Source organism: Serratia proteamaculans, assembly GCF_008830365.1.
Taxonomy (GTDB): Bacteria; Pseudomonadota; Gammaproteobacteria; order Enterobacterales; family Enterobacteriaceae; genus Serratia; species Serratia proteamaculans.
Genome location: NZ_WBKI01000005.1, coordinates 1 through 15328, shown reverse-complemented (window position 1 = coordinate 15328; position 15328 = coordinate 1). Strand labels below are relative to the sequence as shown.

13 protein-coding genes are annotated in these 15328 nt (G+C 56.3%); 9 read left to right on the top strand and 4 right to left on the bottom strand.

What is annotated here, in order from left to right:
• Positions 1 to 37: 37 nt before the first annotated feature.
• Together F8R23_RS17545 and ypfM are read left to right on the top strand one after the other, a co-directional pair.
• Positions 38 to 2077, top strand: coding sequence for a TonB-dependent receptor domain-containing protein (locus F8R23_RS17545; protein WP_129936924.1), 2040 nt, complete (start codon positions 38 to 40; stop codon positions 2075 to 2077).
• Positions 2078 to 2315: 238 nt separating this feature from the next.
• Positions 2316 to 2375 (top strand): protein YpfM, encoded by a 60-nt coding sequence (gene ypfM / locus F8R23_RS17540; protein ID WP_112349006.1) that lies wholly within the window; start codon positions 2316 to 2318, stop codon positions 2373 to 2375.
• Between the two features lie 120 nt (positions 2376 to 2495).
• Here ypfM and acrD read toward each other — a convergent pair whose 3' ends face one another.
• Positions 2496 to 5633 carry a multidrug efflux RND transporter permease AcrD gene (gene acrD / locus F8R23_RS17535; RefSeq protein WP_129936925.1) on the bottom strand — a complete coding sequence of 1046 codons (3138 nt, stop codon included), beginning with the start codon at positions 5631 to 5633 and terminating at the stop codon, positions 2496 to 2498.
• Between the two features lie 281 nt (positions 5634 to 5914).
• On the opposite strand from acrD, the gene F8R23_RS17530 reads away from it, so the two are divergent.
• Positions 5915 to 6193: a winged helix-turn-helix domain-containing protein gene (locus F8R23_RS17530; RefSeq protein ID WP_099062557.1), complete on the top strand. Its 279-nt coding sequence runs from the start codon at positions 5915 to 5917 to the stop codon at positions 6191 to 6193.
• A 26-nt stretch (positions 6194 to 6219) separates the two neighbouring features.
• Here the strand turns inward: F8R23_RS17530 and narL are convergent, their stop codons facing one another.
• Together narL and narQ are read right to left on the bottom strand one after the other, a co-directional pair.
• Positions 6220 to 6852, bottom strand: coding sequence for a two-component system response regulator NarL (narL, locus tag F8R23_RS17525; protein WP_129939006.1), 633 nt, complete (start codon positions 6850 to 6852; stop codon positions 6220 to 6222).
• A 161-nt stretch (positions 6853 to 7013) separates the two neighbouring features.
• The gene (gene narQ / locus F8R23_RS17520) at positions 7014 to 8696 is read right to left on the bottom strand and encodes a nitrate/nitrite two-component system sensor histidine kinase NarQ (RefSeq protein ID WP_151415855.1); all 1683 of its coding nucleotides are present in this window, start codon (positions 8694 to 8696) and stop codon (positions 7014 to 7016) included.
• Positions 8697 to 9115: 419 nt separating this feature from the next.
• On the opposite strand from narQ, the gene napF reads away from it, so the two are divergent.
• The 6 genes from napF (at position 9116) to nudK (ending at position 14193) form a co-directional block, all read left to right on the top strand.
• Entirely contained in the window at positions 9116 to 9613 is a 498-nt protein-coding gene (gene napF, locus F8R23_RS17515) for a ferredoxin-type protein NapF (RefSeq protein ID WP_129936928.1), read from the top strand.
• Positions 9603 to 9869, top strand: coding sequence for a chaperone NapD (gene napD / locus F8R23_RS17510; protein ID WP_198642606.1), 267 nt, complete (start codon positions 9603 to 9605; stop codon positions 9867 to 9869). Before napF ends, napD begins: the two co-directional genes overlap by 11 nt.
• Positions 9866 to 12352 carry a nitrate reductase catalytic subunit NapA gene (napA, locus tag F8R23_RS17505; RefSeq protein ID WP_112348707.1) on the top strand — a complete coding sequence of 829 codons (2487 nt, stop codon included), beginning with the start codon at positions 9866 to 9868 and terminating at the stop codon, positions 12350 to 12352. The genes napD and napA overlap by 4 nt, the downstream gene beginning before the upstream one ends.
• 55 nt (positions 12353 to 12407) lie before the next feature.
• Positions 12408 to 12857, top strand: a complete 450-nt coding sequence (gene napB / locus F8R23_RS17500) for a nitrate reductase cytochrome c-type subunit (RefSeq protein WP_112348708.1) — start codon at positions 12408 to 12410, stop codon at positions 12855 to 12857.
• An 11-nt stretch (positions 12858 to 12868) separates the two neighbouring features.
• On the top strand, positions 12869 to 13486 hold the full coding sequence (gene napC, locus F8R23_RS17495) for a cytochrome c-type protein NapC (RefSeq protein ID WP_085118070.1): 618 nt from the start codon (positions 12869 to 12871) through the stop codon (positions 13484 to 13486).
• A 131-nt stretch (positions 13487 to 13617) separates the two neighbouring features.
• On the top strand, positions 13618 to 14193 hold the full coding sequence (gene nudK, locus F8R23_RS17490) for a GDP-mannose pyrophosphatase NudK (RefSeq protein WP_112348709.1): 576 nt from the start codon (positions 13618 to 13620) through the stop codon (positions 14191 to 14193).
• 68 nt (positions 14194 to 14261) lie between these two features.
• On the opposite strand, the gene F8R23_RS17485 is transcribed toward nudK, so the two are convergent.
• The coding region (locus F8R23_RS17485) for a transketolase-like TK C-terminal-containing protein (RefSeq protein WP_280524785.1) at positions 14262 to 15328 on the bottom strand (1067 nt) is incomplete at its 5' end.

Genomic DNA, 15328 nt, shown 5'->3' with positions numbered 1-15328 from the left:
CAACACCAATCGGAAACAGGTTTTATTAGGAATGGTTATGATTGATCAACACTTCATGGGAAAACGCAGCAGAATAGCCAGAGCGATGGCGCTGGTATTGATTATTGCCCCTCAGGCTTATGCTCAGGAAGGGGAGGCAGAGCAGAAAAATAACGCCTCGCAGGAAGACCAACTGGTGGTCACCGCTTCCGGATTCAAGCAGAACAAGAAATATGCCCCGGCCAGCATTTCGGTTATCGATCAAAAGACGCTCGAGAAGCAGAACAGCCGCGATGTGGCCGAAGCGGTTCAGGATATTTCTGGCGTGTCGGTCAGCAACGGTGCCGGCACTGAGGTTTCCGGCGACGTCATGATCCGCGGTATGGACTCGAGTTACACCTCGTTCATGGTCAACAGCATTAAGCAGAATACCGGCGAGTCCCGTCCCTATGGCCAGAATGTTGGCACCGAAGCCGGCTTTTTACCGCCGTTGGCGGCCATCGATCGTATTGAAGTGATCCGCGGCCCGATGTCATCGCTGTACGGCTCGGACTCCATCGGCGGCGTGGTCAACGTCATCACCAAAAAACCGTTTGGCGTACGGGAATGGATGGGCTCGATTGCCGCAAACAGTTTCTTGCAACAACATCAGGAGTTCGGTAATACCCAACAGACCAACCTGTTCCTGATGGGGCCGCTGGTGCCCGATGTTCTGGGGCTCAGCCTGTCGGCGGATTACCTCGATCGTCGGGAGGACGAAAAACCCAACTCGTTCAGCAAGAACAACAAAAAGTCGCTCGACATGACGCTCGGTTTTGCCGCCAATGAAACCAACCTGTTCGACCTGAACCTGGTGAAGGGGGAGAAAAAACGCAGCCGGACGGAGAAAGGAGGTGGCACCCCTTGGGGCTGGGACTTTGATCGTGATGCCCTGAGCCTGACCCACTCGGGTTGGTATGCGGAAGATAGCATCGCCACCACCAGTTATTTTCAATACGAAAAAGGCGAGTCAACCTTCCACACCAGCACGTTGGCACCACAGCATATCCAGACCGAGAATTACGTGCTGAATAGCCAGGCCAAGCTAAGCCTGGGTGAGCACAACCTGACCCTCGGCGCCAACTACAGCCGTGAAACGCTGAATGACGATTTCTATGCCGACAACAAACGGGCGCCGGGCATCGATCCCGTCACCAAAATTTCGCGCGACGGCTGGGCGCTGTTCGCCGAAGGGCAGTGGAACATCGATGACTTCTCGCTGACCACCTCGGCGCGTATGGATCGGGACAATTACTTTGGCACCCACATTAGCCCGAAACTTTACGGCAACTGGATCCTCGATTCAGCCTGGGCACTGAAGGGCGGCGTCTCTTCCGGCTATAAAAAACCGTCGCTGCGGGAAAACTCCGATCAATTCATTACGCCGCGTGGCAGCAACCCGCCTTATCCCTATCTGTCGGTGGGCAACAGCGAGTTGAAGCCGGAAACCAGCCTGAATACCGAACTGGGGCTGTACTGGAACAACAATCGCGATCTCTCCTTTGACGGCACGGTGTTTTATACCGACTTCAAGGACAAGATCGCGGAGGTGAATATCTGCGAGGCGAGTGCCAACCACCCCTGCGTGGTTAACGGTTATAACGCCGAATCGATCGATAAGTATTTCAATATTGGCAAGGCCACTGTTTACGGTGTCGAACTTAACGCAGACTGGCAGGCGACAGACAGTCTGAATCTTAGTGCCAATTATACCTTCAACAAGAGCGAGCAGAAAAACGGCGTCAATAAGGGTTATGCGCTAAATGACTTCCCAAAACACATGGCCAATTTATCCGCCAAGTGGGCGGCGGCATCGGCGCTGGACGTCTGGTCCAAAGTCAATTATCGCAGCCGCAACGAGGAGACCGGTGACCATACCCGCTACGGTGCTTACGCCTTGCTGGACGCCGGGGTGATTTACCACTTCGACAAGCACACCCAGGTGATGGCGGGCGTGTATAACATTTTCGATAGCGCGCCAAAACGCACCACCAGTTGGGGGGAATATCCGCAGCTGGAGGGCCGTCGTTATAACCTCGGCTTACGCGTTGATTTCTAAGTTTTGCTGAGTAAATAGCCCGGCCGTTTGCTAACAGCGGCCGGGTTAGATCTTTTCTGCGTTGGCTTGGACGGATTAAGATCGGAAGGGAATAGTCGGGATTATCGATTGATCAGATAAATACGAAAATGTGCACTATCCCCGGTTTTCGCGGCTGGCATCGTTCCCAACCCCCTTCACTTGCTCAAAAAACAGGCGTAGAATTCGCTTCGTCTATTAATTGAGGTTGTAAATTATTATGGTTGATCGTGAGTTAGGAAACTGGAAAGACTTCATCGAAGAGATGTTGGGTAACTGACACTGCGTTGAGGCTGAAAACAAGGTTGGTTGATTTGTCCGTAATTGAAGCACCTTGGGAACGAGACTCTCGTTCGAGATAAAGCAGCATCGGTTTCCCGACGCTGCTTTTTTTTGCCTGCTATTCTGCGCTGTCTTGCGGTTTGGCCGCTCTGGAGGGTTTTCCCGGGAAGCGGCGACGAACCAGCACAAAGAACAGCGGTACGAAGAATATCGCCAGCAGGGTAGCGGAAATCATTCCGCCCATTACGCCGGTGCCTACTGCATGCTGGCTGCCTGAGCCGGCACCGCTGCTGATGGTCATCGGCAGTACACCGAAGATAAAGGCCAGTGAGGTCATTAGAATCGGCCGCAGACGCATGCGCGAGGCTTCCAGCGTCGCCGCCATCAAATCCTGGCCTTTTTGATTCAGCTCGTTGGCGAATTCGACGATCAAAATGGCGTTTTTCGCCGACAGCCCGATAATGGTCAGCATCCCCACCTGGAAGTAAACGTCATTCTCCAGTCCACGCAGCCAGGTCGCCGCAACGGCACCAATCAGGCCGAGGGGTACCACCAGCATCACCGAGAACGGAATCGACCAGCTCTCATACAGCGCCGCCAGGCACAGGAACACCACCAGCAGCGAGATGGCGTACAGCGCCGGTGCCTGGGAACCGGACAGGCGTTCCTGATAGGACATGGCGGTCCATTCCAGGCCGAAACCGGTCGGTAACTGGCTGACAATTTTCTCCATTTCGATCATTGCAGTACCGCTGCTAACGCCTTCTGCCGCCTCACCAACAATCTCCAGCGCCGAACTGCCGTTATAACGCTCCAGACGTGGGGAACCGTACTCCCAATGGGAGGTGGCGAAAGCGGTGAACGGCACCATGCCGCCCGCGCTGTTACGCACAAACCATTTATCGATGTCGCCAGGCAACATGCGGAACGGTGCGGCAGCCTGCACATAAACTTTTTTCACCCGACCACGGTCGACGAAGTCGTTGACGTAGGTTGAACCCCAGGCGGTCGACAGCGTGTTGTTGATGTCATCGATAGAAACCCCCAGCGCCTGAGCCTTGCGTTGGTCAATATCAATCTGCAATTGCGGGCTGTCATCCAGACCGTTGTGGCGTACCCGGGACAGCAGTGGATTGGCGGCGGCCAGTTGCAGCAGTTGATCGCGCGCTGCCATCAGTTTTTCGTGACCCAGCCCGGCATGATCCTCCAGTTCCATATCGAAACCGGAGGAGTTACCCAGCCCGGTGATCGCCGGTGGGCTGCTGGCAATCACCCGCGCCTCGTTAATCTTGTTAAATTCGTGGGTGGCGCGATCGATGATATCGAAAGAGCTGTTGGCGCCGGAGGTGCGCAGATCCCAGTCTTTCAATCGAATAAACATACGCGCCACGTTTTGCCCGTTACCACCGGGGCCAGCACCTATGGTGGAAAACACCGACAACACGTCCTGCTTCTCTTTGGTCAGGAAGTATTGCTCAACTTTTTCCACCACCTTGGTGGTCTGCTGCTGGGTCGATCCCGGCGGCAACTGCACCTGTACGGTGAACACTCCACGGTCTTCCTGCGGCAGGAACGAGGTTGGCAGCTTGATAAACAGCAATGCCATGCCCCCCAGCAGCAACAGGTAAATCACCATATAGCGGGTGCTTGCATGCAGCACCCGTGCCACACCGCGCTCGTAGCGATCGGCGTTGCGGTTGAACATGCGGTTAAACCAGCCGAAGAAGCCGCGTTTACCATGATGGTGACCTTTGGCGATCGGTTTGAGCAGGGTCGCACACAGGGCAGGGGTCAGGATCATCGCCACCAGCACGGACAGCACCATGGCAGAAACAATGGTGATCGAGAACTGACGGTAGATGGCACCGGTGGTGCCGCCGAAGAAGGCCATCGGAATAAACACCGCCGATAGCACCATGGCGATACCGACCAACGCACTCTGGATCTGCCCCATGGATTTTCGTGTGGCATCCCGGGGCGACAGGCCTTCTTCGCTCATCACACGTTCGACGTTTTCCACCACCACGATGGCGTCATCCACCAGCAGCCCGATGGCCAGTACCATGGCGAACATGGTCAGGGTATTGATACTGAATCCGCAGGCCGAAAGAATGGCAAAGGTGCCCATCAGCACCACCGGTACGGCAATGGTCGGGATCAGCGTGGCGCGGAAGTTCTGCAGGAACAGATACATCACCAGGAACACCAGCAAAATGGCTTCCAGCAGGGTTTTTACCACGTCTTTGATTGAGGCTTTAACGAACGGAGTCGTCTCGTAGGCGACCTTCGCCTCCAGCCCGTGCGGGAAATACTGTGACAGCTCGGCAATTTTGTCTTTCACCAACTGGTCGGTTTGCAGTTCGTTGGCACCGGAGGCCAACTTGATGTTCATGCCGGCGGCTTGCATGCCGTTATAGCGGCTGAGATAGTCATAGTTCTCGCCGCCCAGCTCGATGGTGGAAACATCACCCAATGTCACCAGTGAACCGTCCTGGTTGACCCGCAGGGTGATTTGTTTGAACTGTTCCGGCGTTTGTAGCTGAGACTGGGCGTTGATGGTGGCGTTGAGTGCCTGTTTATCAACGGAGGGTGTGCCGCCGAGCTGACCGACGGCCACCTGGGCGTTCTGTGATTTGATCGCGGTAACCACGTCCTGGGTGGTGAGCTGGTAGCTGTTGAGCTTGTTGGCATCGAGCCAAATGCGCATGGCATATTGCGAACCGTAAACGTCCATGCTGCCCACGCCGTTGATGCGGCTGAGTGGATCCTGCAGGTTGGAAACGATGTAATCGGCAATGTCCTGCTTGTCCATGCTGCCGTCGGTGGAGACAAAGGCCACCATCATCAGCGTGGTGTCGCCGGATTTCGAGACCGTCACGCCCTGGGTTTGCACGGCCTGTGGCAGTCGCTTAATCGCCGCCTGCAGCTGGTTTTGCACCTGCTGCATCGCCTCGTTGGGATCGGTGCCGGCCTCAAAGGTCAGCGTTACCGTGGCACGCCCGGTGTTGGTACTCTGCGACGACATGTACATCATGTTGTCCAGACCGGTCATGTTCTGTTCGATAATCTGGGTGACGGTGTTTTCCAGCGTTTGCGCCGAGGCTCCGGGGTAGTTGGCGCTAATACGAACGTTCGGCGGTGCCAGGTTCGGGTACTGTTCTACCGGTAAGGAAGAAATCGCCAAGGCGCCGGTCAGGCAAAGAATAATTGCCAGAACCCAGGCGAAAATCGGGCGATCAATAAAAAAATTGGCCATGCAGCGCGAACCTCGTTATGACTTGTTCTATCTTTAAGACGCATCGGAATTGCGTTTATCAGCGGCTGGGAAGGATTCCGGCGCTTATGCACTTTACTCGGGTAGGAGGAGTAAAGCGTGGAGAAAAAAAGGAGATAATGTAAATAACGGTAGTAGAAACCTGCAATGGTGCTGCTATTGCTGTTAATTACGCCATTAAGACAATTTTATTACTATCAAAGGCCTGACCGATCAGGAATCACGGGAAATCATCAGGACTCATATTAATGCAGGAGCAAGGCATGGAAATTAACCCGGTATTTGCCCGTCGTCTTTATCTATGCTGGTTGATCAGCCACAGCGAACGGCCCAATGTTCCACGTCTGATGGAGTTGACCGGCTGGCCGCGCCGTACTCTGCAAGACGTGTTGAAAGCCTTGCCAGGCCTGGGGGTGGAGTTGCAGTTTGTTCAGCAGGGCGTACGTAATAACGACGGTTTCTACCAGTTGGAAAACTGGGGGCCGATCAACAAGGGCTGGGTTAACCAGCACCATCAGACGCTGCTCGCCGCGATTGAATAAAGCCTCCCCGGCACGCCGGGGAAGTATCAATGACTCTTGTGCTCCAGATACATCACCGTGGCTGCCACGCGTGAACGCACGTCCAGCTTGCGTAGCATGTTGCGGATATGCACTTTTACCGTCTCTTCAGAAATGTGTAGTTGCGCCGCTACCTGTTTATTGGACAGGCCGCGCGCCACTTCCTGTAACACGTCCAGCTCGCGTTCGGTCAGTTCGGCAAAGGGATCGTGCTGTTCGCTGCGGGATGAAAGATAGTCCGCCACCGCGTCGCTGATCACGTTCTGTCCTTCCGCCGCCGCGCGAATGTGTTCCAGCAACTGTTCCGGTTCACTGTCTTTCAGCAGGTAGCCGTCGGCACCGGCGTCGATCAACGTATACACGTCGTTGCGTGAGTCTGACACCGTCAGCACGATGATGCGGGCATCCACGCCTTCATTGCGCAGCGCTTTCAGCGTATCCAGACCGGATAAACCTTTCATATTCAGATCGAGCAGAATGACGTCCGGCGCGTGTTGCAGCGCAAGCGTAATGGCTTCGTTACCGTTACTGGCTTCGGCCAGCACGGTAAACAGCGGATCCAGCCCCAGCAGTTGTTTGATGCCGCGGCGCATCAGCGGGTGGTCGTCGACGATCATCACTCGGTAATTCTTCATCACCATGAAATATGCTCCCTGTAGCGAGTAAAGCCACTCAAACGCGCTGTGCAGCACGCTTCACAGTGGGACAGACTCTTATAAAATAGTGGCAATTGGCGCCATGAACATCCTGAAATGACCGTTAGACTTCGCTAAACCGTAACGAAGGGTGAACTGTCCTGATTTTATGGCGGGAATGTCAGACGGACTTCCGTGCCGTCCGGCTCACCCCGCTGGATGCGCAGCGTTCCTCCCAGTCGCGCAGCGCGTTCGCTCATGATGGTCAGGCCATAGTGGCCTTCAGGTTCATTCAGGCTGGCAATGCCGCAGCCGTCGTCAGCAATGCTGATACTGTTATCCCCCTCGGCCGTCATTTCGCAGCGAATCACGATTTCCTGTGCTTCGGCATGTTTGATGGCGTTGAGCACCGCTTCACGCACAATCTGCAGTGCATGCACCTGCTGCTGGGCATTGAGCGCCTGGGAAGAAAGCCGACAGTGTAACTGAATCCGCGCGTCGGTAAGAACCTTTAATGGCGTCAGCAACTGCTGCAGCGCGGTGTTCAAATCGGCCTCCTGAATGTTGAGGCGGAAGGTGGTCAGCAACTCGCGCAACTGACGATAGGCATCGGCCAGCGCCTGGTCAAAATCGGTAATGATCTCTTGGGCTTCAGGGGCACTGCCCGCCAGTTTGCGCTTGAGCAGGGTTAACTGAATACGCAGGAATGACAGGGCCTGTGCCAGAGAATCGTGCAGCTCCCGGGCGATGGTGGCGCGTTCTTCCATCAGTAAGAATTGCATATGCTGTTTCTGCGCCCGGTTAAAATAAACCCCACGACTCAGCATGTTGGCCACGCTTTGCATCAGATGTGGGTGTGGCGGATGATCCTGATGCTGCCAGCTCAGTTCACCCAGAGGTTTGCCGCCCTGGATGATGGTCAACGATTGCCACGCCAGCGTCGGCGAAGGGCTACCGCTGTGCAATTGCCATTCACTGAGGTTGTCCGCCACGTTTAGCCGGATGCAGTGCAAATCCTCGCTTTGGCGCACGATATGCAGGATCTGTTCGAATGCCTGCTGGTCTATCTGCCGCACGCTCAACGCTTGCGAGCAGCTGTACAGCACCTCCAGCGTCTTGTTCGCCTGTTGCAGCCGCTGGGTTTTTAACTGCACTTTCTGTTCCAGCGAGTTATATAACTTGGCCAGATCGCCCGACATGGCGGTAAAGGCCTGCGACAATACCCCGAGTTCGTTCGGCAGGGCGGTATCCAGCGGCGGGTGGTTAAAATCCCGCTGTTGCACGCGCTGACTGGCATCCACCAGGTGCTTCAGCGGTGCCACGACCTGACGGCGCATAAACCGGATGCAAAACAGGACCAGGCCGATAATGGCGATAAAACCCAATACGCTGATGGCCGCCACGGCGGTCAGTTTCAGCTCGGAATAACGCTGTAGCGCCAACACAAAATGGTCAATCTGGTTAACATAGCCGGCGATATTGGCCTGATAGTCGGCCGACTGGCCGGCTCGGATCTGCTGCGCCAGCGGTTGCCAGGCATGCTGCAGCGACAGGTACTTTTCCCGCACCTCCTCAGGCACGTAAAAACGGTCCAGCTTTTGTAATGCCGGGGCCTGCAGCGATTGCTGATACTGCAACAGGTGCTGCTCCAGCTCCGGAGCCGGGCGGGTGAGATCGTAGGCCAGTCGGTAGCTCTGCATGCGCAGTGAACCGGCAATGTTGACCGCTTCGGCGTCGCGCAGGCTGTCAGCAACGGTGGTCAGCGCCAGCCCGGTGGAGAGCACGGACAAAATTACAATGCAAAACAGCGCCTTGGCCAGGCTGCTGGTCACTGAACGTTTAACAAGCAATCATGCATCCTTTTCTGGTGGGCGATGAGCATCGCCGGGTTTCATTCGAAAGCAAAATTATAAGTTTTGCAACTAAAATGCACTGCGTTTTGCATTAAGTGGGTCTGCATCACCACAAAATTCAGACGCTATATAATCAACTAGATAGCGTCTGGCTGGCGTTCCTGCGGCCGATAACCCATTGAGAGCGGAAATAGATTGATCTGGCGCAAGCTACCCCCGCAATTACCCCTTTAGGGTAATTATATACCCCCGGCTATCCTCTTATCTTACCCCCGTCTTTCTCAGGGTTTATTCCTGTCGCCTTTCGCGTCATGGCGGCAACGGGAAGTTCTCTGGTAACGACTACAATAACAATACAAAAACAGGTTTTATTTATTACGCGCGGTGGCGTGTTTGCAACGTCGAGGAAAAACAGCATGACCGTATTGTCGCGACGCAAACTGCTCGGTGGACAATGGCGTCAGCCAACCGCAGCGATCCGCCCCCCGTGGTCGCTGGAAGAATCCCTTTTTATTGCCGGTTGCACTCGCTGCCAGGCCTGCGTTCGCGCCTGCGAAACCGGGGTGCTGATCGGCGGCAGCGGCGGTTTTCCCGAAATTGATTTTCAGCGAGCGGAATGCACGTTTTGCGGGCTCTGCGTACAGGCCTGCGAAGAACCGCTATTTCGCCCGTTGGCAGAAACCCCCTGGCGGCAACATGCGGTATTCGGTAGCGCCTGTCTGGCGCAGCGGGGCGTGGAATGTCGTAGTTGCCAGGATAGCTGTGAGACTCAGGCGATCCGCTTTCGGCCACGTCTGGGCGAAATGGCACAACCGACGCTGGACATCGCAGCCTGCAATGGCTGTGGCGCCTGTGTCGCCGGTTGTCCGGCCGACGCCGTCACCTTAACCCGGAGCGAAAATAATAATGAATAGCGAATGGCACGTCAGCGGGCTGGTAGTGCAGGCGCGACCGGAAAAAATTCCACTACTGATAACGGCCTTGCTGGCGATAACGGACACGGAAATCCCGGCGCAGGATCCGCAGCACGGCAAGCTGGTGGTAGTGATGCAGGCAGCTTGTTCTCATCAGCTGCTGGAAAAAATTGAGTCGGTACGCAATCTGGATGGCGTGCTGGCGGTATCGCTGGTTTATCACCAGCAGGACACTCAAGGTGAGGTAACGCCATGAAACTCAGTCGTCGAGACTTCATGAAAGCAAACGCCGCGGTAGCCGCTGCGGCAGCCGCCGGGCTGACTATTCCTACGGTGGCGCAGGCAGTGGCCGGCAGCGCTGACTCTATCAAATGGGACAAAGCGCCCTGTCGTTTCTGCGGTACCGGCTGCGGCGTGCTGGTTGGCACCCAGAATGGCCGCATTGTGGCCTCACAGGGCGATCCGGATGCGGCGGTCAACCGTGGGTTGAGCTGCATCAAAGGCTACTTCCTGCCAAAAATTATGTACGGCAAAGATCGTCTGACTCAGCCACTGCTGCGCATGAAAGACGGCCAGTACCACAAAGAAGGCGAGTTCACGCCGGTCAGCTGGCAGCAGGCGTTCGACATCATGGCCGAAAAGTTCAAGCAGGCCCTGAAAGATAAGGGCCCAGACGCGGTTGGCATGTTCGGCTCCGGCCAGTGGACGGTGTGGGAAGGCTATGCCGCCGCCAAACTGCTGAAAGCCGGCCTGCGCTCCAATAACCTGGATCCGAACGCTCGGCACTGTATGGCGTCAGCGGTAGTGGGCTTTATGCGTACCTTCGGCATGGACGAACCTATGGGCTGCTATGACGATATCGAGCAGGCCGACGCCTTCGTGCTGTGGGGCTCCAACATGGCGGAAATGCACCCGATCCTGTGGTCGCGCATTACCGACCGTCGCCTGAGCAACGAGAAAGTCAACGTATCGGTGTTGTCGACCTTTGAGCATCGCAGCTTCGAGCTGGCGGATAACGGCATGGTGTTCACGCCGCAGACCGATTTGGCGATCATGAACTATATCGCCAATTACATCATTCAAAACAACGCGGTGGATCAGGACTTCCTGAATCGACACGTTAACTTCCGCCGTGGGGCGACGGATATCGGCTACGGCCTGCGTCCGACTGACCCACTGGAAAAAGCGGCGAAAAACCCGGGCAGCGACGCTTCGGATCCGATGAGCTTCGACGAATACAAGACCTTCGTGGCGGAGTACACGCTGGAAAAAACGGCGAAAATGAGCGGCGTGCCGGAAGACCAACTGGAAGCGCTGGCCAAGCTGTATGCCGATCCGAACATCAAGGTCGTGTCGTACTGGACCATGGGCTTTAACCAGCACACGCGTGGCGTGTGGGCCAATAACCTGTGTTACAACCTGCACCTGTTAACCGGCAAGATCTCCAAACCAGGCTGTGGACCTTTCTCGCTGACTGGGCAGCCTTCCGCCTGCGGTACCGCGCGTGAAGTGGGGACTTTTGCTCACCGTCTGCCAGCCGACATGGTGGTCACCAACGAAAAGCACCGCCAGACAGCCGAACAGAAATGGCAACTGCCGGCCGGCACCATCCCGGCTAAAGTCGGGCTGCATGCGGTAGCGCAAGACCGCGCGCTGAAAGACGGCACGCTGAACGCCTACTGGGTGATGTGCAACAACAACATGCAGGCCGGGCCGAACATTAATGAAGACCGCATGCCGGGCTGGCGCGATGCGCGCAACTTTGTGGTGGTGTCGGATCCTTACCCGACCGTCAGTGCCCTGGCTGCCGATTTGATCCTGCCGACCGCCATGTGGGTGGAGAAAGAGGGCGCCTACGGCAATGCGGAGCGCCGCACCCAGTTCTGGCGTCAGCAGGTGAAAGCACCGGGCGAGGCCAAATCTGACCTGTGGCAACTGGTGGAGTTCTCCAAGCGCTTTAAGGTAGAAGAAGTGTGGCCGGAGGAGCTGCTGGCACAGAAACCGGAATATCGCGGTAAAACGCTGTACGACGTGCTGTTCGCCAATGGCGAGGTCAACAAATACCCGCTGACTGAAATCCCGGCGGACCAGTTGAACGATGAGGCACGCGACTTCGGTTTCTATCTGCAAAAAGGGCTGTTTGAAGAATATGCCGGTTTTGGGCGCGGTCATGGTCACGATCTGGCGCCGTTTGATAGCTACCATCAGGCTCGCGGTCTGCGCTGGCCGGTGGTGGAGGGCAAAGAGACGCTGTGGCGTTATCGCGAAGGTACCGATCCTTATGTGAAAGCCGGGGAAGAAGTGCGTTTCTACGGCAAGCCGGACGGTAAGGCGGTGATCTTCGCACTGCCGTTCGAACCTGCGGCGGAAAGCCCGGACAGTGAATACGACCTTTGGTTATCCACCGGTCGGGTGCTGGAACATTGGCATACCGGTTCGATGACCCGCCGGGTGCCGGAGCTGCATCGGGCCTTCCCGGAAGCGGTGTTGTTTATTCATCCGCTGGACGCCAAAAGCCGCAACCTGCGCCGTGGCGAGAAGGTCAAGGTGCTGTCGCGCCGTGGCGAATTGATCAGCACGGTCGAAACCCGTGGCCGTAACCGTCCGCCAAGAGGACTGGTGTATATGCCGTTCTTTGATGCGGCGCAGCTGGTGAACAACCTGACGCTGGATGCTACCGATCCGCTTTCCAAGGAAGTCGACTTCAAGAAATGTGCGGTGAAGTTGCAGAAGGTATGAGGCGGACGAATTGCACGATGAACACCCCATTTTATTACCCGGGAGCCAAATAAAAATGAAAAGCCCTGTTGTGAAAAAGACGCTTGCCCTGTGGGTTACCTTGTTATCGCTGGCCTTCGCCGGTCTGGCGTTTGCTGCTGGTGATGTTGATCTCAGTAAGTCCCCGGAAGTGTCCGGGACTGTCAGCGGGCCGATCTCGATGCCGAAACAGCAGGAACGGATGGCGCTGAACTACGTCAATCAGCCACCGATGATCCCGCACAGCGTTGATGGCTATCAGGTCAGCAAGAACACCAACCGCTGCCTGCAGTGCCACGGAGTGGAACATTATCGCACCACCGGTGCGCCGCGTATCAGTCCGACGCATTTTATGGACCGGGATGGCAAGGTGCTGAGTGAAGTCGCACCGCGTCGTTATTTCTGTCTGCAATGTCACGTACCGCAAACCGACGCGGCGCCGATTGTCGGCAATGATTTCCAGCCCATGCCGGGCTTTGGGCACTAAGCGGGGGAGCTATGAGCGAAGACCAACACACCACCACTGAAAAAAAGCCCGGTCGGCTGCTGCGGTTATGGCGCTGGTGGCGCAGGCCTAGTCGTCTGGCGCTGGGTACGCTGTTGTTGCTGGGCTTTGGTGCCGGCATCATCTTCTGGGGCGGTTTCAATACCGGCATGGAGGCGGCGAATACCGAGCAGTTCTGTATCGGCTGTCATGAAATGCGCGAAAACGTCTATGAGGAATACATGGGCACGGTGCATTACAACAACCGCAGCGGCGTGCGTGCTACCTGTCCGGATTGTCACGTGCCCCATGAGTGGGGGCCGAAAATGCTGCGTAAGATCAAGGCCAGCAAAGAGTTGTATGCCAAAGCATTCGGTTTGATCGACACGCCACAGAAATTTGATCAGCACCGGCTGGCGATGGCGAGCAACGAATGGGCCCGCATGAAGGCTAACGACTCGCAAGAGTGCCGCAACTGCCATAATTTTGAGTATATGGACTTTACCGCGCAGAAAACCGTGGCGGCGAAGATGCACGACAAGGCGATAACCGAAGGCAAAACCTGTATCGATTGCCACAAGGGGATCGCCCACAAGCTGCCGGATATGCGCGACGTGCCTAACGGCTTCTAAATGCTTTCGGTGGTAAAAACCCCGTAGTTCTTGATGAACTGCGGGGTTTTTTGTTGCAAATCCTTTGTCACTTCGGCGCTTAATCGCGGTATCATTTTTGCGTTTCAGCTAACGGAAAAGAAGAAGGGTTCATGTCAGCGAAAATTGAGAATGTGAAAAAAGAGCTGTTGTCGAATAACTGGTATGTGTTGCACAAATACACTTTTGATCTGAAGCGCAAGGATGGCGGTTCTGTTCAGCAGATGCGTGAAGTCTATGATCGCGGTAACGGCGCAACCATTTTGTTGTATAACCGCGCCAAGGGCACGGTGGTGCTGACCAACCAATTCCGTATGCCGACTTACGTTAACGGCAACGACAGCGGCATGCTGCTGGAGGCCTGTGCGGGCCTGCTGGATGCTGACTCACCGGAGCAGTGCGCGCGCCGTGAAGCGGCGGAAGAAACCGGTTTTCAGGTTGGCGAGGTGAAGAAGATTTTCGAAGCCTACATGTCACCAGGCGGCGTGACCGAGATCATTCATTTCTTTATTGCCGAGTACCATGACGATGAGCGTCGTGCAGCCGGCGGCGGTATCGAAGACGAAGACATTGAAGTGGTGGAACTGCCGTTCACCGAGGCGGTGGCGATGATCGCCGACGGGCGGATGAAAGACGGCAAGACCATTATGCTGCTGCAGTACCTGCAAATTCATCGAATTATGGAATAAAAAACCCGGTATCGCCGGGTTTTCGTCATCATGTTCAGGGCGCAGCATGCGGCGCCCCTACTTACGGCTTACTTCAGCAGTGCCTGCGCCTTGGCCACCACGTTGTCCACGGTGAAACCAAACTCTTTGAACAACTGCTCCGCCGGGGCTGACTCGCCGAAGCTGGTCATGCCCACGATGGCGCCGTTCAGACCCACATACTTGTACCAGTAGTCCGCAATACCCGCTTCCACGGCCACACGGGCGCTTACCGCCGCCGGCAGCACGGATTCACGGTAGGCCGCATCCTGCTTGTCGAACGCGTCGGTAGACGGCATGGAGACCACCCGCACTTTGGTGCCCGCTGCGGTCAACTGGTCTGCCGCTTCCACGGTGATGCCCACTTCCGAACCGGTGGCAATCAGAATCACGTCCGGCGTACCGGCACAATCCTTCAGCACGTAACCGCCACGGTAGGCGTTAGCCAGTTGCTCTGCGGTACGCGGCTGCTGGGTCAGGTTCTGACGCGAGAAAATCAGCGTGGTCGGGCCGTCGTTGCGCTCGATACCGTACTGCCAGGCAATCGCCGATTCCACCTGGTCACACGGACGCCAGGTGCTCATGTTCGGGGTCACGCGCAGGCTGGCAATCTGCTCAACCGGCTGGTGCGTCGGGCCGTCTTCGCCCAGACCGATGGAGTCATGGGTGTAAACGAACACGTTGCGGATTTTCATCAGCGCCGCCATACGCACCGCATTACGGGCGTATTCCACGAACATCAGGAAGGTCGCCGAGTACGGCAGGAAGCCGCCGTGCAGCGCGATGCCGTTGGTGATGGCGGTCATGCCGAACTCGCGCACGCCGTAGTGGATGTAGTTACCCGCCAGGTCTTCATTCAGCGGTTTTGAGCCGGACCACATGGTCAGGTTGCTCGGTGCCAGGTCAGCGGAGCCGCCGAGGAATTCCGGCAGCACCTTGCCGAAGGTTTCCAGCGCGTTCTGCGAGGCCTTGCGGCTGGCGATGTTGGCCGGGTTGGCCTGCAGTTTTTCAACGAACGCTTTGGCGTCGGCTTTCCAGTTGGCCGGCAGTTCACCGTTCACACGGCGTTTGAACTCGGCAGCCAGTTCCGGGAAGGCTTTGGCGTAGGCGGCGAACT